At 65.9% G+C, this 19936-nt stretch carries 12 protein-coding genes and 1 pseudogene; 3 read left to right on the plus strand and 10 right to left on the minus strand.

What is annotated here, in order from left to right:
- Nucleotides 1-15 precede the first annotated feature (15 nt).
- The 7 genes and pseudogenes from F3J19_RS04260 to F3J19_RS04290 all read right to left on the minus strand — a co-directional run bounded on the left by F3J19_RS04260 (nt 16) and on the right by F3J19_RS04290 (nt 9330).
- Nucleotides 16-2976 carry an Hsp70 family protein gene (locus F3J19_RS04260; protein ID WP_167038147.1) on the minus strand — a complete coding sequence of 987 codons (2961 nt, stop codon included), beginning with the start codon at nt 2974-2976 and terminating at the stop codon, nt 16-18.
- 25 nt (nt 2977-3001) lie between these two features.
- Complete coding sequence (locus tag F3J19_RS04265; RefSeq protein WP_167038150.1) at nt 3002-4873, minus strand: Hsp70 family protein; 1872 nt, start codon at nt 4871-4873, stop codon at nt 3002-3004.
- On the minus strand, nt 4870-5505 hold the full coding sequence (locus tag F3J19_RS04270; RefSeq protein WP_167038151.1) for a DUF2760 domain-containing protein: 636 nt from the start codon (nt 5503-5505) through the stop codon (nt 4870-4872). Before F3J19_RS04270 ends, F3J19_RS04265 begins: the two co-directional genes overlap by 4 nt.
- A 364-nt stretch (nt 5506-5869) precedes the next feature.
- The gene (locus F3J19_RS04275) at nt 5870-7102 is read right to left on the minus strand and encodes a tyrosine-type recombinase/integrase (RefSeq protein ID WP_167038153.1); all 1233 of its coding nucleotides are present in this window, start codon (nt 7100-7102) and stop codon (nt 5870-5872) included.
- 50 nt (nt 7103-7152) lie between these two features.
- Complete coding sequence (locus tag F3J19_RS04280; RefSeq protein WP_167038155.1) at nt 7153-7755, minus strand: uracil-DNA glycosylase family protein; 603 nt, start codon at nt 7753-7755, stop codon at nt 7153-7155.
- 57 nt (nt 7756-7812) lie between these two features.
- Nucleotides 7813-7953, minus strand: a pseudogene (locus tag F3J19_RS04285) (DUF488 domain-containing protein); the annotation flags it as partial.
- Between the two features lie 69 nt (nt 7954-8022).
- Nucleotides 8023-9330 (minus strand): hypothetical protein, encoded by a 1308-nt coding sequence (locus F3J19_RS04290; RefSeq protein WP_167038157.1) that lies wholly within the window; start codon nt 9328-9330, stop codon nt 8023-8025.
- Nucleotides 9331-9714: 384 nt separating this feature from the next.
- On the opposite strand from F3J19_RS04290, the gene F3J19_RS04295 reads away from it, so the two are divergent.
- Nucleotides 9715-10923 (plus strand): DNA-binding protein, encoded by a 1209-nt coding sequence (locus F3J19_RS04295; protein WP_240158739.1) that lies wholly within the window; start codon nt 9715-9717, stop codon nt 10921-10923.
- A 221-nt stretch (nt 10924-11144) separates the two neighbouring features.
- On the opposite strand, the gene F3J19_RS04300 is transcribed toward F3J19_RS04295, so the two are convergent.
- Nucleotides 11145-11531, minus strand: a complete 387-nt coding sequence (locus tag F3J19_RS04300) for a hypothetical protein (RefSeq protein WP_205192552.1) — start codon at nt 11529-11531, stop codon at nt 11145-11147.
- A 139-nt stretch (nt 11532-11670) separates the two neighbouring features.
- Complete coding sequence (locus F3J19_RS04305) at nt 11671-14217, minus strand: transglycosylase domain-containing protein (RefSeq protein WP_167038159.1); 2547 nt, start codon at nt 14215-14217, stop codon at nt 11671-11673.
- 1026 nt (nt 14218-15243) lie between these two features.
- Here F3J19_RS04305 and fabV point away from each other — a divergent pair.
- Nucleotides 15244-16440 (plus strand): enoyl-ACP reductase FabV, encoded by a 1197-nt coding sequence (gene fabV, locus F3J19_RS04315; protein WP_167038161.1) that lies wholly within the window; start codon nt 15244-15246, stop codon nt 16438-16440.
- 213 nt (nt 16441-16653) lie between these two features.
- On the opposite strand, the gene F3J19_RS04320 is transcribed toward fabV, so the two are convergent.
- Entirely contained in the window at nt 16654-17277 is a 624-nt protein-coding gene (locus F3J19_RS04320; protein WP_167038162.1) for a glutathione S-transferase, read from the minus strand.
- 254 nt (nt 17278-17531) lie between these two features.
- Between F3J19_RS04320 and F3J19_RS04325 the strand changes: the two genes are divergently transcribed.
- Nucleotides 17532-19793, plus strand: coding sequence for a hypothetical protein (locus tag F3J19_RS04325; protein WP_167038164.1), 2262 nt, complete (start codon nt 17532-17534; stop codon nt 19791-19793).
- The last annotated feature ends 143 nt before the right edge of the window (nt 19794-19936 follow it).

The following is a 19936-nucleotide window of genomic DNA, read 5'->3' on the forward strand; positions in this document are numbered from 1 at the left end:
TTCCAACCTCAAGCCTCAAGTGCCGATCAGCTTCAACCCCGCCGGCAACGACTCGCCGAACACACGACCTTCATCGGCGTTATCGAGCGCGACCGTTTCGCTGACCATCGTGACCCACGCGCGCGGCGCACTCGCCGCTTCGAGCCGCCGCACGACCGTCGCGCGCAGATCGTCAGGCAGATCGCGCGAGCGGTCGCCGGTCATGCGCGCGATCTGCACGGCGGCGAATGCGGCGGGGTCGATCTTCTTCCAATCGAGCTTGAGAATCGCGTCGAGCCATTGCGCGGCGACCGCGGGCGGCACGACGCTATGCGCGCTGCCGTAGAACGGCTGCCGCGCACCGATACGCCCGACCGCCCACCAGCTCTGGTGGTTTTCCGCAGGCTTCTTCAGGCGCGCGAGCACGGCCTCGCCGAGTTCGATCTTGCGCTCGGCCGGAATCCGTTCGAGCGAGGCGGACAGCCGCACCCTATCGGCAAAACCGGTCTTGGCGACATCGAACGGCAGCTTGTGGCGCGCTTGCGCGGCCTTCTCCAGATAGTCCATCGCCTCGAGCACGCGTAGTTGCGCGTCCTCACCGAGGCCGCCCGCCGCGCGGCGCCACAGCGTCCACCATTCGGACCAGACCTGGCTATCGTTGACGTACTGAATGCCGTCGTCGAACAGCGACCACAGCTGCTCGACGCGCCATTCGTCGAGCGGATAGCCGAAGCCCGGCCGCACGCAATAGCCGGCGAGGTTGAGCCAGAGCCGTTCGTGATCGGCCGAGCGCCGTCTGCGGCGCGCGCGTTCCCAGAGCGCGCCGAACAGCTCGCGCAGCAATGCGCTGTTCCAGCTATCGCGCGGTCCGAGCAGTTGTTCGAGTTGCGCGCGCAGCCGTTTGATTTCCTTTGGATCGACGTTTTGCGCGCGCGAGCCGAAACAGCGGTCGATCAGTTCGATCGCGCGATCGAGCGCGGGATGGCGTTCGTGCGCGGCATCCGCCGGCAGATCCACCTGCGCGGCGTAGCGGCGCAACTGGAATTCGAGCCGCCAGCGTTGCGCGGGGTGGTCGAGCGCGAGACAGTGCACGTCGAGCGTGCCGACTTCGGTCAGCGTCGTCGCGATGCGCACGGTGGTCTCGCGCGCATTCTGGCCGTCGCGCGGCTGCACGACGGTCGCGACCGGCGGCAGACGAATGAAGTCGCCGCCCGCGAGATCGACGAGTTCGCCGGGCTGATAAACGGTGTCCGCGCTCGACGACACGAGGTGAAACTGCACCGGATGCCCGAGCCGCAACGCGAAGGTACGCTCCGCGATCAGGATCTCGTGGCCTTCTTCGGTGCCGCGCGGCAGCAGGCAGATGCCGCGCGATGCGGGTGGGGTGTCGTGTGGCGGGTTCGGCGCGCAATCCTGGGTTGAGCCGTGTGCCGAATCCGGCTTGCCCGCGCCGGTTTCGTCGAGCACGAGAAAATAGCTGCGCGCGGAACCGCCGCCGATTTTCGGCGCCAAGCCCGCGCGCGCGAGCGAATAGGCCACCGCGCCGCGCGCCACCGCAACGTCGGGATTGTCGTTGTGCAGGACGTTGAGCGGTGCGCCGCGCCAGTCGCCGAGCGTTTCGGCGAGACGGCGCGACAACGCGTCGGCGCGAAACACGCCGCCGTTGAGCAGCAGCGTGTCGGGCACGGGCAGGGCGGTTGCGTTGCCAGGGCCCGACGCGCTGGCCGTATCCGCCAGCGCATCTGCGTTCGCATCCGCTTCTGCACCCACGGCCAGCGCCTTGCGCGACTGCGCCGCGAAGCGCTCAAGAAACGCCGCGATATGGCGCGTGACGGCCGCGTCGGTTGCATAGGGCAGACCGAATTCGACAATCGCGCCGCGCGGCCGCCCCGGCCGTTCGTGCGCCGCGACCTTCGGAAAGAACCCGTCGACGATGATCTTTTCGACCTCGTCGCGCGTGACCTGCGCGCTGCGCGCCCCGCCGATCAGCTTCGACCCGGCGCCGAGCAGCGTGATCGAGGCCGACTCCGGCGCCTGCGCGCCAAGCAGTTGTTCCTTCGCGCTGCGGCAGCGCTCGACCAATTGCGACAGGCTCGCCGCCGACAAGCGCTGCGGCGCCTGCCTGACGTCACCGGAGCCAGCGGCACCGCCAGCCCCACCCGGCAGCCGCGCCTCGACCAGATGCGCGAGCGCGAGGTCCATGTTGTCGCCGCCGAGCATCAGGTGATTGCCGACGCCGATGCGCGTCAACTGCGGCTCGCCGTCGCCGCGCAACGCGACTTCGATCAGCGTGAGATCGGTCGTGCCGCCGCCGACGTCGCAGATCAGCACGAGCCGTGTCTTCGCGAGTTCGCCGGCCAGGCGCTCGCGATGATGAAACAGCCAGTCGTAGAACGCGGCCTGCGGCTCCTCGAGCAGCCGCAGCGACGGCAGACCCGCGAGCCGCGCCGCTTCGACGGTCAACGCGCGCGCGCCTTCGTCGAACGAAGCCGGCACCGTCAGCACGACGTCCTGCTGTTCGAGCGGCGCGTGGGCGAACTGCTGGTTCCACGCGGCGCGCACGTGCGCGAGGTAGCTCGCGCTTGCCTCGACCGGCGAGACCTTGCGGACCTCGTCGGGCGCGCCCCACGGCAGGATCGGCGCAACGCGATCGACGGAAGCATGCGAGAGCCAGCTTTTCGCGCTCGCGACGAGCCGCCCCGGCACCTGCGCGCCGAGCAGACGCGCGAGCCGGCCCACCACGACCGGCTGCGCGGCGTCCTTGCCGTGGCTTGCGGCGGCGCTCGCAGCGGACCACGGCAGTGGCAGATCGGCCGCGCTCAGCTCGCCCTCGGCCGCGTGATAGCGCACCGACGGCAGCAGCGGACGCGCCGCAACTTCGCCGGGACTCACGAGCTGCTCGATCCCGAACACGCGAATCTCGTGCGATCCGGTTTCCGCGTAGGCGAGCACCGTGTTGCTGGTGCCGAGATCGATGCCGACGCTGTATCGCTTCATCTGCGCAGCCTTCTTACCCGCTCGCTCACGCCTGCGCGCCGCCGCGCACGTCGAACTCGACCTTCCAGCGCTCCTCGGAGCCGCGCGGGATCGCTTCGAGTTCGAGCGTGCCGGCCTCGGTCACGCGCGCATGCAGCTTCACCGGTACGACCTCGCCCGTCGCGCGGCCGGCTGCCGGCAGGGTCGCCTGGATTTCCTCGAGCTCCTGCAATTCCTCGGGGCTCCAGTAATCGAGCAAGGTGCCGACCTGATCCTGACGACGCACCGACGAACCGAAGAAGCGGAAATGCACGGATTCGCCGACCACGAGGCCGAACTCCTGCGCGAGCAGTTCCGCCTCGGTGCCTTCTTCCATGCCGAACGGCGCGACGCACAGCGCCTGCACCGGCGGTTCGAGGCCGGGAACGGCCGGCATCGCCGATTCGATCGCGATGTAGTAGGCGCGCGCGGTGCCGCCGCGAATCCGCACGCCGCGGCCGCGCCGCACGTAGCCGTAGTAGGCCGCGCCGCGCGCGACCGCGAGGTCGAGGTCCGCGCCTTCGAGCAGACGCGCGCTTGCCGCGCCTTCGGCCGCGAGCCAGCCGTTCAGCGTGCCCATCAGGCGCTCGACCAGCAGCGCCGACTTGAACACGCCGCCGTTGAACAGCACCGCGGTCGGATGCAGGAAGCTCGCGTTTTGCGCGGCCGCGTTGGCCCCCTCATTGGCGGCCCCACCGCCGAACCCTGCGAGTTCGGCCAGCGCGCCGACCTGCCTGCCGAGGAACGCCGCCAGATGCCGCGTGATGCCGGCGTCCTGCGCATACGGCAAACCAAGCTGCGTCAGACCGACGCGCGCGCGGTTCACCGGACGCGCCGCGCTATCGACTTGCGGGAAGAAGCCTTCGAGGATCGTCTGCGTCAGTTCGGTGCGCGTCAGTTCGGTGCGGATCGAGCCGCCGATCAGCTTCGAGCCGCGGCTCGGCACGACGAGCGGCACGGTGTCGGTGGCGGGGTCGCTGAGCAGCGTTTCCTTCGCCGAACGGCACGCGTAGGTGAGGGCGCGCAACTGCCACGCGTCGGCCTGGGTGCCTTGCGCGGCGAGCTTGCGTGCGACCACGTGCGCGAGCGCGAGGTCCATGTTGTCGCCGCCGAGCAGGATGTGATCGCCGACCGCGACGCGATGCAGTTCGAGATTGCCGTCGCGCTCGATCACCGCGATCAGCGAGAGGTCGGTCGTGCCGCCGCCGACGTCGACGACGAGGATGATGTCGCCGACCCGCACCTGCTTGCGCCACTGGCCGCCGCTTTTCTCGATCCAGCTATAGAGCGCCGCCTGCGGTTCCTCGAGCAGCGTCATGCGCGTGAAGCCGGCGGCCTGGGCCGCTTCGGCGGTCAGCTCGCGCGCGGCCGGGTCGAACGAGGCGGGAATCGTCACCGTGACGTCCTGGTCGGCGAACGGCGCGTCCGGGTGCGTGTGGTCCCACGCCTCGCGCAGGTGCGTCAGATAGCGCACCGAGCTTTCGAGCGGCGAGACGCGCGCGACTTCGGGCGGCGCATCGTTCGGCAGAATCCCCGCGCGACGGTCGACGCCCGGATGGCACAGCCAGCTTTTCGCGCTCGACACGAGCCGGATCGGCGTGCCGGCGCCGCGGCTGCGCGCGAACTCGCCGACCGCGAATTCGCGCTGGCCGGTCCACGGCAGGTAGAGGTCGCCCGAGGCCAGTTCGTCGGGGTGCGGCAGATAAAGGAACGAGGGCAGCAGCGGCAGATTGTCGATCGCGCCGGGGCCCGTGAGCTGCGCGATCGGCAGTACGTCCTGGGTGGTTTTCTCGCCGTCGCTCGCGTGCGTGTCCACGTAGGACAGCGCGCAGTGCGTGGTGCCGAGGTCGATGCCGATCGAATAGCGAGCGTCGCTCATAGCTCCACCTCGGCCGGGGCGATGACCTTCGCGTTATGGCCGTCCGCGAGCTTCGGCAGACGCACCTCGTCGACGCGCCAGCCGCGATGGCTGATGCTGCCGTTAAACGGCGCGCTGCCGACGACGTTGCCGGTCAGCCGCACCGAACTCGCATCGAAGCCCGCGGGCAGCGTGACGCGGCTGCCCTCGGCTTCGTCGCGCACCGGGCGGATCGTGAAGTGCTCGCGCAGCGTCGCGCGGCAGCCTTCGTGGACGAGGCGCGCGGCCGCGCCAATGTCGGCGTCGCTATAGCCCTTGATGTCTTCCTCGACGAAGTCGATGAAACGCGCATCGCGTTGCAGCAGACCAAGCAGTTGCAGGGCGGCGTCGGGCGTCGCTTCTTTCAGCACCGGGGCCGGTTGCGGCTTCGGCTGCAGAGCAGGCGCCGGCTTCGGCTGCGGAGCAGGCGCCGGCGTCGACGTCGGTGTCGGCGTTGCAGCAGGGGCCGGCGTGGGCGCGGGCGCCGCGCCGACCGGTTCGCCGTTGCGCAGGCGCAGCACGTCGGCCGCGAAGCCGCCATTGCCGAGGATGCTGAAAAACGTGCCGACGGCCAGTGAAATCCGGCCGAGGAAGGATGGGTTCGAATTGCTCATAAATGCTCCTGATGGGCTCTGTCAAAGGACGAGCCGTCCTCGCCGCGCCACGGGCGTCAGAGGCCGCGAAGCCTTGACGGGCCGGGCAGGGCCGTGATGATGCGGATTCGCGCGCCGCAGGAAAAACGCCGTCCGGCCGCCGGGCAGGCCAGCGCCGCAAGGCAGTTCGCGGCACCCCGCGGGGCAATTCGCAATACGCCGACGCGGCGCATACGGCGCGCGCAAAACCCGTATTTTGCCTTGCGGCGCGCCCGACGCGGGCAAAGCCGGCAATTCTAGCGGGCAATGGGGCGGGATTGGCGCGAAGCCGGGGGAAGAACGGGCAAATGCGGGGAAAGCGGGAGCGGCTCAAGCGGCGGGTTGATCAATTGCCGTCTTTCGATTTCGCCGCATCCCAGTTCATGCGATGACGTTTGACGGTTTCCGTATGCCGTGCATCGTCCTCGGTATGCAGATAAAGGCTGGTCGTATTCAGCGAGACATGGCCGAGATTGTCGCGGATCGTGCGCAGATCGACGCCGCCATCGGCCTGATGCGAACCGGCTGTGTGGCGCAGCCAGTGCGCCGACGCGCGTTCGAGCTCATCGGCGCGATCGGCGAATTCCGGACCGCGCGCGCGCAGCCACGTCGCCGCGCCGGCAAAGATGCCCTTGATCGCATCGTGCACCGCCGAGCGCGACAGGCAGCGGCTTCGGCCCTTGAACGGCAGCACGAGCGGCGTTTGCTCGGCGCGCGTGGGCAGGGCGGCGAGACCGTTGAGCGTGCGGTAATTGCGCAGCTCCTGGATCAACTCCACCGATACCGGCACGATCCGCTCCTTGTCGCCCTTGCCGAGCGTTTCGAGCCACCACTGGTCCTGACCGTCGGCGCCGAGCCGTCTGAAGAACTGGCCCATCTGGCCGCCCGCGACTTCCGAAATCCGCATGCCTTGCAGATAGAACAGCGTGGTCAACCAGCGGCAGCGCGCGTAGTAGGCGCGTTGCGCGTCGGTGTCCTGCGGCAGTTGCTCGACGAACAGCTTCACCTCGTCCCATAGCGACGTCGACAGATAGCGCGTGACGCGCGGCGCCGAGCGCTTCGCGCGTTGCCGCAGCAGCGCCATCGGATTGCCGCGCAGATAGCCGGCGTTGACGAGCCACGTGAACATCGCGTTGAGGATGATCAGCGCCTGGCGCTGGCTGGCCGGCGACAGCGGGCCGTTGAACGGCCGCCAGCGTTCGTCGCTGCGGGCGAACTTGCCGCCGCTCGCCGACACCCAGCGCGCGGCGGGCTGCGGATCGGCGATGAACGCCTTGAATAGCAGCAGATCTTCGTGCGTCAGCGACGACAGCGGCTTGCCGAGCTGCACGACGGCCCACAGCAGCAGACGCTCGGCTTCCTTGCGGTAGTTGTCGAAGGTGGTCTTGGTGTCCGCGTAATTGGAGAGCCATGCGCGCACGGCGTCGAGATCGTTGCGCGCCGACAGTTGCGAGTTTTCGCTCGCACCGCGATTGGTGCCGTCGCGGCCATCGAGCAGTTCCGGCACGACGAGCGATTCGACGGGCTGAACGGTGACGAGGTCGGCGTTGGATGCGGCTGTCGGCAAGGCTTTGGACACGATTCGAAGAATTCCTGAGGGCAAACGCCGGTTGTGCAATTGCGCCTATTTTAGTGAGCCGCCAGGGCCGCGGATACCCGCTCGCGCAATGTCGGCAAAACATCGGCGTCAAACCACGGATTGCGCTTGAACCAGGCGATGTTGCGCGGCGAGGGATGCGGCAGCGGTATGATCGCCGGTCCGAATTCGGTCCAGCGGACGAGCGTATCGGTCATGCTGGGTCCATAGGCGGCGCCGAGACTGAAGCGCTGGGCGTACTGTCCGATCAGCAGCGTGAGCCGCACGGCGCTCAGGTGGCCGAGCAGCTCGCGATGCCAGCGCTCGGCGCACGCGGGCAGCGGCGGCAGATCGCCGCTCGGGCCACGCCCCGGAAAACAGAAACTCATCGGCACGATGGCGAATTTCGACGCGTCGTAAAAGGTGCTGTCGTCGACGCCGAGCCACGTGCGCAGGCGCTTGCCGCTCGCATCGCTCCACGGAACGCCGGACGCATGCACACGCGCGCCCGGCGCCTGGCCGACGATCAGAATGCGCGCCTGCTCGGAGGCAGCCAGCACCGGTCGCGGTGCATGCGGCAGCGTCGGCGCGCACAGGGTGCAGGAGCGGATGTCGCGGAGCAGGATTTCGAGCGTTGTGGGTTTCTTGACAGCCATTCTGTGGGGCAAGGTGACGGATGGGCCGGGGTGCCCTGGAACGGCTCAGCCCGGTGACTAAGCCGGATAGATCAACGTGCCGTCGGCTTGCGGTTGCGCGCCCGGCGTCATCGTGGCGGCGCTCGTGTAATGCGCGTCCATGATGTGCAGCACGGTTTCGCGGCGAGCCAGCAGATAGTCCGTGATGATACGCCGGTGGCCGAGCCACAGGACGGGACCAGACGGGTTGCGCTCAGGATAGCGCTGGTTGTCCGCGAACAAAGATCGTTAAATATTTGATGCGTCCCTCGCTGCGGTTTCTGTAGGTGCGGAAAGCGACGACCCATCAGACCGTGGGCCAGCAACTGCACCGACGGTCCTTGAAGACGGTAGCCCCGGCCGTTGGCCCAAAGGTAACCCCGCCCGGGGACTTGACGGCAGGCCCATCCGCGGACCCGACGGTAACCCCGGCCGGGGACCTGACGGCAGGCCCATCCGGGGACCCGAAGGCAATCCCGGCCGAGGACCCGACGGCAAGCCCATCCGGGGACCTGACGGCAGGCCCATCCGGGGACCTGTCGGCAGCCCAATCGGACGCGAGGCCAACCGCGAGCCGTCTGCTTGCGATGATGACGCGAACGACGCGCCCGCACGAGTCAAAGTCTCTAACTGGTCGCGAATCAGAGCGACATTGCCCTTGTTGGTCGCGGACGCGATCGGCAGATCGAACTGCCGTCCGACCCCGACCGCCTGAATGTCACCCAGCAACTCAGGCCTCGCTGCCTGCTGTTGCTTTCCAAGGTTCCTTCGAGCATTGGAAATGAATCGATCGTTCATGGACGACATCGGCTCAAAATTGTCGGTACTCTCACGTTCGATGTCCTCAGCCGACATATCCATGGCTTTATCGAAAAGCTCCTTCGCCTCTGGACTTTTGCCAAGGCGATGCGCCATCTCATCGATTGCGGCAGACACGCGCGGATCATTTGCGGCGGTATGCTGCTGATCGGCTTCGGCCGCGTTTGCGAAGCGGGCGTTCTCCCGCAAGACGGGTGGCCCGTCCAGCCAGCTATCCAGAATGGGATCATGGGGGCGGGCAATGCCATCGTCGTGACGGCTTTCCGCCCAGACATGGTCGAATGGCACGTCCGCCGTGATGACATGCGTGCGCTTTGCCGTTTGTACTTCGCTGTAGCTGGCCGTCACTGCGGCAAACTCGTCGCAGTTGCCACTTTTTCCATACAACGCCGTTGCTGCCGCCACCACATGATTCAGCAAGTCGCTCCTTTCCTCTGCGCTCATGTCCCGCAAGACTTCGCTGAGCATCTGGCGCGGCCAGCAACGGACGAGCGCCGCCGTTTCTTCGCCTGGATTGCACAGCGAGTGACTCAACGCCTTTGCTAACGCACGCGTCGCGTTCGTACGCCGTAGCGCATCCATGTTGCCAGGGCTCCCGGTTCGCGCGATATTGCCCGCTCCGGCTGACAATGCGCGACGCGCCTTGTCCATCGCGTCATTCGCCTTGCGAAGCTGGGTAGTTGACTCGGGATCGAGCGCCTCGCCGACAAGGGTTCTGGCTGCCGCATAGGCGGCCAAAGGCGCCTCGGCGGATGTCAGCAGTTTCTTTGGCCGGGGGCTCAAGCCATTGAGTGCGGGATGACTCCGGGGACTTGCCGAGCTTCCTATCGCACTTGACTCAGGCTTGGCCGTCTCGGAAGACGCCTCGTCAGCAAGGTGTGACGCCGATACGGACCGGTTGCGGAGTCCGTCGATTGTTGGGCTCATGACTCTTTCTTTAGATGCGAATACATCTCGGATGACCGGCTGGACAGTTTCTCGCGTTGAATATCTTTTGGTGTTCCAAAGACGAATAGCCGTGCAATGCGGCGAAGCAGGAAAGTCCAGTGCGGTCGTTTTACTGTTGGCGGCTACCACGTCACACGGATCGCAATCCCGTTCTGTACGTCGCCGCGCCCAGAGATGAGCGAACCGCCGTCGATGCTTTCCCATAAATCTAAACACGACATTATAGTACTAATGTCGTGTTTAAGAGGTGAAAGTGTAGTATTTTTACCGTATTACGTTGTATTATCAATTTATCGTTCATTCCGCAGCCTCAAACACGCCATGACGCTCGAATCCGACATCGAAGCCGCCCGCGAACGCGCATCCGACACTCAGGTGCTATACCGCGAGGTCTGCGCGCTGCTGTTTTTCCGCTACGGTGAAACGCCGACCGCGAACCGGCTTTATCAACTGGTGCGCAAAGGCAGCATGAGCGCGCCGGCCAAGGCCTTGCGCGATTTCTGGGGCGAGGTTCGCGACAAGACTCGCGTCGACGTTGGACGCCCGGACCTGCCGCCCGAGGTCGCCGCAGCGGCAGGCGATCTGGCGGCCCAGCTTTGGCGGCTCTCTAACGACGCCGCGAGCGCCGCGCTGGACGTGTTCAGACAGGACGCGCAGAACGAAATCGCCACGGCACGCGACGAGGCACGGGAACGGGAAACGCAGCGGCTCGACGCGCGCCAGCAGGCGGAACAGGCGGCGCACGACGCCGCCGCGCTGCGTGCGCAGATCGGCGGGCTCGACGCGCGCATCGTCGAGCTGCAAACCGCCAACGCGATGCTGACGGCGCAACTTGCCGCGTCGAAGCAGGAAACTGCGGCGGGCATCGCCGCGCTGGCCGACGCCCGCCGCGATTTCGCCGACGAACTGGCCAAGCTGCGCCGCGCGCACGAACAGAACGAACAACGGCTTGCGGCCGCCGAAAAGCGCGCGTTGCTCGAAATCGAGAGCGAACGGGCCGTGGCGCAGCGGCTGCGCAAGGAGCTTCAGGCCAGCCATGAGCGGGCGGCGACGCTAGAGTCCGAATCGCGCGCGCAGCGTGACGGCTTACGTGACGAACTCGCGGCGACAAAGGCCGAGCTGGCCACATCGAACGCACGGCATGCGCTGAGCGGCGCGCAACTCGCGGAAAAGGACGCACTGCTGGCCGAACGCGCTGCCACGGCCGATCTCTTGCGGCAGCGCATCGAGACGATGTCGCGGAAGCTGGACGCAGCGCGGACGCCGAAAACGTCCACACGCCCTACCCGTCGTTCGCGTGAAAAAAACGCCTCGCAGGGGCGAACGACGACAGACTTTGCAGGCGCGTCATTCGTCAAACGGGGAACGAGTACCAGGAAGTGAGCACAGTGGCAGCAAGGCGAATCGTGGACCTGAAATCCCGGCGCGCCTCACATGACTCATATGATTAAAGAGAATGCGAGCGCATCCGCAAAACGGCTCGCGATTTTCGTCGGGGATTCAAACGACACAGGAATCGAACCTGTAGGGGCGCTGACTATATCGCCAGCCTCGTCGATACACCTGCACCGGCGTGCGCTTGCGCCTCAGCGCAGGCATTGTCGTCAGAACTTCGGATGGCACTCGAAATTGACCGACGATCCATGCTCGGTCATCACGCTCACGCCGCTCACGGTTTCCGCCATTACGCTGCTTTGCATACCGCGGCGCTCGCAATAGTCGCGCGCTTCGTTCAACGCGAGTTCATGCGCGCGGGCCCATGCCATGCGTCCACCGGTTGCGCTTGCCGCGACCGTGTAAGTGCCGGGTTTATCGGTCGCGACGACGTCGGTACTCGATGCACATCCAGCGAGACTCGCGCATGCGAGCACCGCCGCGGCGAAACCACGCACGCGGGCCGCGAGCGGCACCCTCTTCTCTGCCGGCTCGTATGCCGGCTCAGGCTTTCGCGCGCACGAGCCGGGAATACCGTTCGAATTCAGATCACACATTGTGCAGCACCTGCATTTTTTGACCGATTGCCCGGCCTGATTTAGCAAGCCTCGATTATCGGCAATCGATCGCGCGAGATCAGCCGCTCGCGCCGAAAACACTGTTGCGTGTCTTTTAACAATGCAGGTGCCGTGCCACTCAGAAGTTGGCGGCCCCTTGTCCTTGTCCGCCCTGACCTGCCGCATCGGGCGGCACGACGTCGTCGGGCGTGGGCGTCGGCGCGATGGCCGCTGCGCCGCCGCCATGCGTTTCGCCGTCGACGGCATTGCCGGTGGCCGGCGCGGGAGCGGTTCCCGGCGTCGGCAACAACGGCGGCAATTCGCGCGGTTCGGCCAGCGCCGCCGAAGCGCCGGCCGCCGCAGACCCCGGTTGAGCCGGAACAACCGGAATAACCTGAGTAAGCGGAGTAGGCGAACTAACGGACGCCTCCCCGGACGTCCCCGCCGACGCCACCGGCGCCCTGCGCGCCGGCGCATGCACAACCACCTGCTTCTGTGGCGTGCGCGCGAACAGATGCTCGATCCAGTCGCGCAACCGCTCCGCGCGCTCGGCGAACCAGCCGGGCGGTTGCTCGGTATCGAACTTCACGCGCGGATCGACGAGCCGCGAGCGCTGCGCGCGCTGGAAGAAATCGCCGACGATCGGCAGCGCGCTATGCGCCCCTTGCCCCCAGTAATCGCTGCGCAGCGTCACGCGGCTGTCGTTGAAGCCGACCCACGCGCCCGCCACCAGTTGCGGCTGGATCAGGATGAACCAGCCGTCCGCGTTGCCCTGGGTCGTGCCGGTCTTGCCCGCGACGTCGCCGCGCACGCCGAAGCGCGTGCGGATGCTCGCGCCGGTGCCGCGGCTGACCACGTCGCGCATTACGTCGACGAGCGTACGCGCGGTATCGGCGGGCAGCTCGCGTTTCGGCGCGGCCGGTGCGAATTCGGCCAGCACGTTGCCGTTGCGGTCTTCGATGCGGGTGACCATCAGCGGCTCGACGTAATTGCCGAGGTTCGCGATCGTGCCGTACGCCGAGACCATCTCCTTCAGCGTGACGGGGCTCGTGCCGAGCGCGAGCGACGGCACCGGATCGAGCTCGCTGTCGCGCACGCCCATCGCGCGCGCAAGCCTCGCGACCTTGTGCGGTCCGACCGATTCCATCACCTGCGCGGTGATGCGGTTGCGCGAATACGCGAGCGCGTCGCGCAGGCTGATCATGCGGCCGCTCGGTTCGTCCTCGTCGTTCGGCTTCCAGACTTCGCCGCCTGCCAACTGGATTTCGACGGGGTTGTCGGGCAGCTTGTCGTCGGGCTTCGCACCCGCCTCGAACGCCGCCGCGTAGACGAACGGCTTGAAGGTCGAGCCCGGCTGACGGCGTGCCTGCTGCACGTGATCGAACGGGTCCTCGCTGAAGTCGCGGCTACCGACCCACGCCTTGATTTCGCCGGTGCGCGGATCCATCGCGAGGAAGTCGGCCTGCACGCGCGTCTTCGTCTCGCAGACGTTCTGCACGAGCGGGCGGTCGGCGAGCAGATGCTTCAGGGCATCGTCGTCGGACAGGCCCGTGTCTCTGGCGGCGCGAAAGTCGGGCGTTTCGCGCAGAAACGTGCGCAGCAGATCCTTGTCCGCCGAGCAGCCCGTGCGCGTGCCCCATGCCGAGTTCGCGATGCCCTGCAACTGGTTGCCTTGCAGTTTGACGGCCTGTGTCGCCATCGTCTGCAAACGCGAATCGAGCGTCGTGCGCACGACGAGTCCATCGGAATAGATGTTGTAGTCGTTGCGATCGGCCCATGCGACGAGCCACTTGCGCAACTGCTGCGTGAAATGCGGCGCGGGTCCAGGCGGCTCGATCTGGCGCTCGAAATCGAGGCGCAGCGGCTTGCGGCTCAGGATGTCGTACTGCGCGGGCGTCAGCTTGCCGTACTTGACCATCTGCCCGAGCACCGTGTTGCGCCGTTGCAGCGCGCGCTCGGGATTGAGCACCGGGTTGTAGTAGCTGTTGCCCTTCAGCATGCCCGTGAGCGTCGCGCTTTCGAGCACGTTCAGATCGGCCGCCGACTTGTCGAAATAGGTGCGCGCGGCCATCTCGATGCCGTACGCGTTGTAGAGAAACGGCACCGTGTTCAGATAGGTCTCGAGAATCTCGGGCTTCGTATAGAGCATCTCGATCTTGACCGCCGTGATCGCTTCCTTGAGCTTGCGCGTGAGCGTCGGCGCGCGGCCGATTTCGTCGGGATAGAGATTGCGCGCGAGCTGCTGCGTGATCGTCGAGCCGCCCTGGCGCTCGCCCGAAAACGTGTGCAGCGCGGCCGACGCGGTGCGCCGCCAGTCGAGGCCGAAATGCTCGTAGAAGCGGTGGTCCTCGGTCGCGATCAGCGCGTTCACGACGGTCGGCGAGATGTCCTTCAGGCTGACCCACTCGCGGTTCGACGGCTTGAATTCGGCGAGCAGCTTGCCGTCCGCCGAAAGAATCTGCGCGGGCTGCTCGATCTTCGCCTTGCGGATGTCGCCGATGCTCGGCGTGAACGGAATCAGCAGCAGCACGTACAGCACGAACAGCACCGGCAGCGCGGCGAAACCCCAGGCGACGGTACGGCGGGTCGGATGGCGCAGATGCCAGCAGCCCCGCGCGATCAGCGGGTTCGCGAGGGTCAACCCTCGGTCGAGGGCGGCCAGAAATGAGGAGATGAGGCGCTTCACGCTTGCTGTCGTCCGCGGGGAAAGGCGCAATCGTACCAAGATGTGGGGTGGGCGCCGATTTTTGATGCTCGAATGCTCCGTGCCGCTTCAATCGGCTGTTATGTGGGCCGCGCACGGCGGCAATTCTTCCATCCATGCGTTTCGCGCGTGCTCACCGTCTTCCATGTCAGGGATCGCCGTATCGGGACTTCGAGAAATATCGTCGAGCCGACGTGTCCGACGCACGCCAGCCCGAGCGTCGACGACGAGTGGGCGGCGCAACTGGCGAGCCGGCTGCGTGCGGACCGTCATCGCCCGAAGCGAGACCGGCGCACCGCACGGTTCATGTTCGAGGCCATCCGCGATCAAGGCGATCCGAACCGGCCACGGGCGCGTTTTATCTATTCTTACTTGCGCGCCGACAGGTCGTCGACAGCCAGGCTATCGCTGGTAATCTTTCGGCGGTGGGCAATCATCTCCGTATATGGGTCTGCAGCGTGACTGGGATAACGGGCTGATGCGCCGTCCCCGGAATCACCGGAAACGGACCTGCCGGCGCCAGGGACGGCCGCCGTTGTCTTGTCTGCGGCATGTTCTGGAAGAGCTCGTTTGGAGCCGGACCTCGCCAGACCGGTTGTTGTGGGACGACGGGGTGACCGGGATCCTGGGCCCATTGAGGATGATCGGTAACTCGCGGCATTTGCGGCATTTGCGGCGGAATGCGGGAGCGCATGGAAATCTCCGAAAAAGGTGCACGGATTCGGCAAACCGAACATAAAGGATGGTGTCTGTAGTGTCGCGCTCGACTATGCGTGACATATCCGGATACCGAAGATTGGTTGCGGAATGCGAATCACGCTTCGAAACGGCATAGGCCTTTCGCCCGATGGCTCGCACGTCCGCACGTACGGACGGTTCGGTTGAGGCTGCCCGGCGCTGCGCGGAGTGGCAACACGCGCTGCACCGGCGCCGACCCGCCCCCGCGCGAATGCCCGGCCACGGCGGCGGGGCCACTATAATGTCGGCAATTCCGACAAGAGGTGCTTCATGATCATCAAACCGCGTGTGCGTGGCTTCATCTGTGTATCGACCCATCCGACCGGCTGCGAAGCCAACGTCAAGGAGCAGATCGAGTATGTGAAGGCACGCGGCCCCATCGCCAACGGCCCGAAGAAGGTGCTCGTGATCGGCGCGTCGACGGGCTATGGTCTCGCCGCCCGCATCAGCGCCGCGTTCGGCTCGGGCGCGGCGACGCTCGGCGTGTTCTTCGAGCGCGCCGGCAGCGAGACCAAGGCGGGTACGGCCGGCTGGTACAACACCGCCGCGTTCGAGAAGCTCGCCACGGCCGAAGGCCTGTACGCGACCAGCATCAACGGCGATGCGTTCTCCGACGCAGTGAAGGCGCGCACGATCGAAGCCATCAAACGCGATCTCGGCCAGGTCGATCTCGTCGTCTATAGCCTCGCCGCGCCGAAGCGCCAGCATCCGAAGACGGGCGAGGTATTCAGCTCGGTGCTCAAGCCGATCGGCAAGGCAGTGAACCTGCGCGGCATCGACACCGACAAGGAAGTCATCAAGGAAACCGTGCTCGAACCGGCCACGCCGGAAGAAATCGCGCATACGGTCGCGGTGATGGGCGGCGAAGACTGGCAGATGTGGATGGACGCATTGGCCGAAGCCGGCGTGCTCGCCGACGGCGCGAAAACCACCGCGTTCACCTACCTCGGCGAGAAGATCACGCACGACATCTACTGGAACGGCTCGATCGGCGCGGCCAAGAAGGACCTCGACCAGAAGGTGCTCGGCATTCGCGAAAAGCTCGCGGCCAAGGGCGGCGATGCACGCGTCGCGGTGCTGAAGGCGGTCGTCACGCAGGCCAGCTCGGCGATCCCGATGATGCCGCTCTATCTGTCGCTGCTGTTCAAGGTCATGAAGGAAAAAGGCACGCACGAGGGCTGCATCGAGCAGGTCTACGGCCTCTACAAGGACAGCCTCTACGGCAGCCAGCCGCATCTCGACGACGAAGGCCGTCTGCGTGCCGACTACAAGGAACTCGATCCGCAGGTGCAAGGCCGCGTGCAGGAACTGTGGAACCAGGTGACCAACGACAACCTCTACGAACTGACCGATTTCGCCGGCTACAAGAGCGATTTTCTGCGTCTGTTCGGCTTCGAGATGAAGGGCGTCGATTACGACGCGGACGTCAACCCGGACGTGCAGATTCCGAATCTCGTGCAGGTTTGATGGAGCGAGGGCGCGGAGTCGATCTGTCGATTCCGCTCCCGGTGTTGCGTTCCGGTTGGTCTCGTCCCTACTGCGGTTCTTCGCCGCGCTCGCGGTGTGGCTGCATGCGGTGTGGCTGCATGACCCGCTCTGCCACCTCATGCAGTACATCGCGCGCAGCACACCTCATGCAGTACATCGCACGCCGAAAACCCAAGCGTAAAAGCTTGCCAATCAAGGCGTGCCGTTGCGGCAATACGCGCGATAACCGTCCCGCCCGGCCAGCCGCGCCATATACGCGGCCAGCGCCGGAAAATCGTCATGCCGTATCGGCGTGTCGAGCCAGCGATTGGCCGACAACGCGATCGGCACATCCGCGAGCGAAAACGCCGGCCCCGCGATATACGCGCCCGTGCGTTCGAGCTGCTGCTCGACGATCCCCATATGCTTCGCCCAGTTCACGCGCGACAGCTCGATCTGCCGCGGGTCCTGATGCTCGGGCGAGCGCCGCACGAGCGCCAGAAACGCGTAGCTCCACGAACGATTGAGCTCGCTCGCCTGCCAGTCGATCCATTGATCGCAACGCGCGCGCTCGCACGGATCGGCGGGATAAAGCCACGCGCCGCGATAACGGTTGGCGAGGTAGCGGATGATCGAATTCGACTCCCACAGCACGAAGTCGCCGTCGCACAGCACCGGCACCATCGCGTTCGGATTCAGCGCGCGAAATGCGTCGACCTCGGTCGAGCGAAAGCCCGAGCCCCAGTCTTCCTGTTCGAACGCAAGTCCGAGTTCCGCGCAGGTCCACAGCACCTTGCGCACGTTGATCGAGGTGGTCTTGCCGAGTATTCGCAGCATGGGTTGTTATGGGTGGAGTGAGGTTGAGCCGATGGATTCGGATTATCGTCCGTAATTTCGCGACCAGGGAAGAACGAAATCGTCAGGAGGCCGACTATCGCTGCCAGTCTTTTTCGCAACGATAGTCGACGAGCCGTATGTTCACATCGAGCACTGCATGAGTCTGCGTGCAGGGTCCGCGATCTTTTCCGATCGTCAGGCCGGAGTGGTGATGGACAGGCCGTTTGTCCCACTCCCCAACCCGACATCCGATCATGCCCGAAATCCGCACCTCCTCCTCCCGTTTCAGCGATTCCAGCGCAGCCGCCAGCGTGCTCTCATCCGGGCACGACAACGACGTTCAGGACGCGCGACGAACGACGACCCCGACTCCATCCGTCCAGTCCCGAGGATCGCAGGACGATCGTTTCTCGCACCTGCCTGCGCGCAGCACCAGCAGGAAGAACAGTGCGAGGTCGCAAGACCCGGCGCAGGACAAGGCACAGGACTCGGGCGACGCGACGAACTCGGGCCCGAGCTCGAACCCGAGCCTGGCCACCGCCAACAGGCCGCGCGGGTCGTTGCCTCTGTCCGGCCGGGAACGCTCCTCGACGGAGGCCGCGACGCCGGCCGCCACCGGTGCGAGCGCCGGCACGGCGCCCGAGATCGAACTGCGGAATATGTCGACCGGTCAGCTCGCGCGCCTCGGCCATGAAGAAGCGCAAACGATGCTGAGCAACCTCGAGGATCTGTCCAGGACATTGACGGATTCGCTGCGCGACATCGGCAAGATGCACGGCCGTGTGAAGGCGGCGTTGAACAAGGCGGATCGCCCCGTCCCGCACGACACCCAGATCCGGCATCTTGAAGAGGTCCAGCATTGGATATCCATGATGCAGTTGCAAAAACAGGGGCTGGACCACTTGCGCGACCACCTGACCCAGTCCCTGGGGTCCGGCAAGGCCGACACGGCGAAGAGTCGCAGCTGGACCGAATGGCTGAAGTCCACTCCGGTGCAGAAAGCGATCGCCGCCGCGGAAGTTGCCATCGCGATGGGGTTCAAGTTCGGTGCCTGGTACGGCGTGGAGGCCATCCTCCCGGGCAAGGCCAGCGCGTTCGAAACCACCGCCAAAACCGCCTTGCTGGTCACGCAGCGCATCCTGCTATCCCTGACCCTCGCCGGGGTCGGCGAGTACATCCCCGGTACCGATGGGCCGAGGCGCTGGGCCAAAGCCGGCGGAGATATCAAAACGATCCAGGGATTCGGCCAGGCCATCGATCAGCTCATTACACTCGCCGGGCAATTCGGAACCAATGCGGCGAGCGGACAGGCCGCCCCCTCGTTCGGGCAGATCGCCGGCTTCGGGCTGGTTGGGCTGGGCGGCGTGCTGCAGACGGGCGCGCTGAACAAGCCGGTCCTCGGCGCCATCGGCCATCTGCGCGGCGGCAACGATAAGGCCGGACAGCCCATCGAATTCGTCAATACCGACGAGCTGAGAGCGGCCCAAAGCCAGCAGGCACCCGCCGGGGCTCTTCCGATCGAAGCATCCGACATCGACCTGGAAGACGGCCGCGGGCTCGTGACGCAAGGCGGGCGCGGCAATACCGATGTGAATACCCTGATTAATGACTTGTGGACGAGTCAGGTCCCGGCCATGCAGGCGCACATCGTCCGGGCCTTCGACTCCATGTCCGGCGTGCATCGGGCCCTCACCGCCCCGGCCGGATCGGCGCAGGACATCGCCGAGGCGGCGGCAATGGAAACCAGCCGGGCCATGTTGCAGTCCGTCTCGCCCCACGATCACGAGGCGCAGATGGAGAAATTCAAGCAGGACCTCGATTCGATCCGGAAGGCGGCGACTGACGTGAGCAACAGCCTGCCCAAGAACGACGGACTGCGGGCCCAGATCGAGACGGTGTTCCAGGATGCGACAAAGATGGCAGAGGCGGTGACCAAGGCGTCGAAGAACCTCACGACGCACGAGACTGCGTTCCTGCGCGGCATGACCAGCCTGGGCGCGACCGGCCTGCTGCTGAGCTTCATCGGGCCGCCCACCGGCAACCAGTGGCTGTCGAACGTCAACAACCGCGCCGCGATCGCGGGCCTGACGTCCTCTATCGGGCAGAACCTCGCCAACCTCGGCCAGTTCCTCGGCGGCGCGAAACCCGAGGACGGGCGTTTGATGCGTGTTCTGAAAATCGGCCTCGACAGCGAGAACGACAACCCGGTCCTCCAGTTCGCCAAGGACTGGGGACGCAACACCCGGTTCCTGCCCATCGAGTTCGTGCCGCTGACGATCTCGACGACACTCGCCGAAATGGGCAGCAAGCTGAAGGGCCAGATTCCCGAGGCGCCGCTGCGGGCCACCCCGTCAGTCACCACCGACCGGCTCATGATGGAAGCCCTGAGAATGGCGCTCAGCAACGCCTTTATGGTCTTCCGGCTCGGCCACAAGCTGGAGTGGCACCACTACGCCGCGATGGCCTCCACGTTCGCCGGCGCGGCAACGGCCTTGGGGACCGAGTTGCGCGGGTAGTCCGGCCTCGTTGGGCCGCGGGGTTTCGGAAAAAGGACTTCGGAAAACGGCAAACAAGGCACACGAGGCACACGAGGCCATTCCGGGCAGGCTATTTCGAGCGGCAAACGCGGGGCTCATCGGCCTTGCGAGCCGCGCATTCC

The organism is Burkholderia sp. Ax-1724 (assembly GCF_011752995.1).
Classification (GTDB): Bacteria; Pseudomonadota; Gammaproteobacteria; order Burkholderiales; family Burkholderiaceae; genus Paraburkholderia.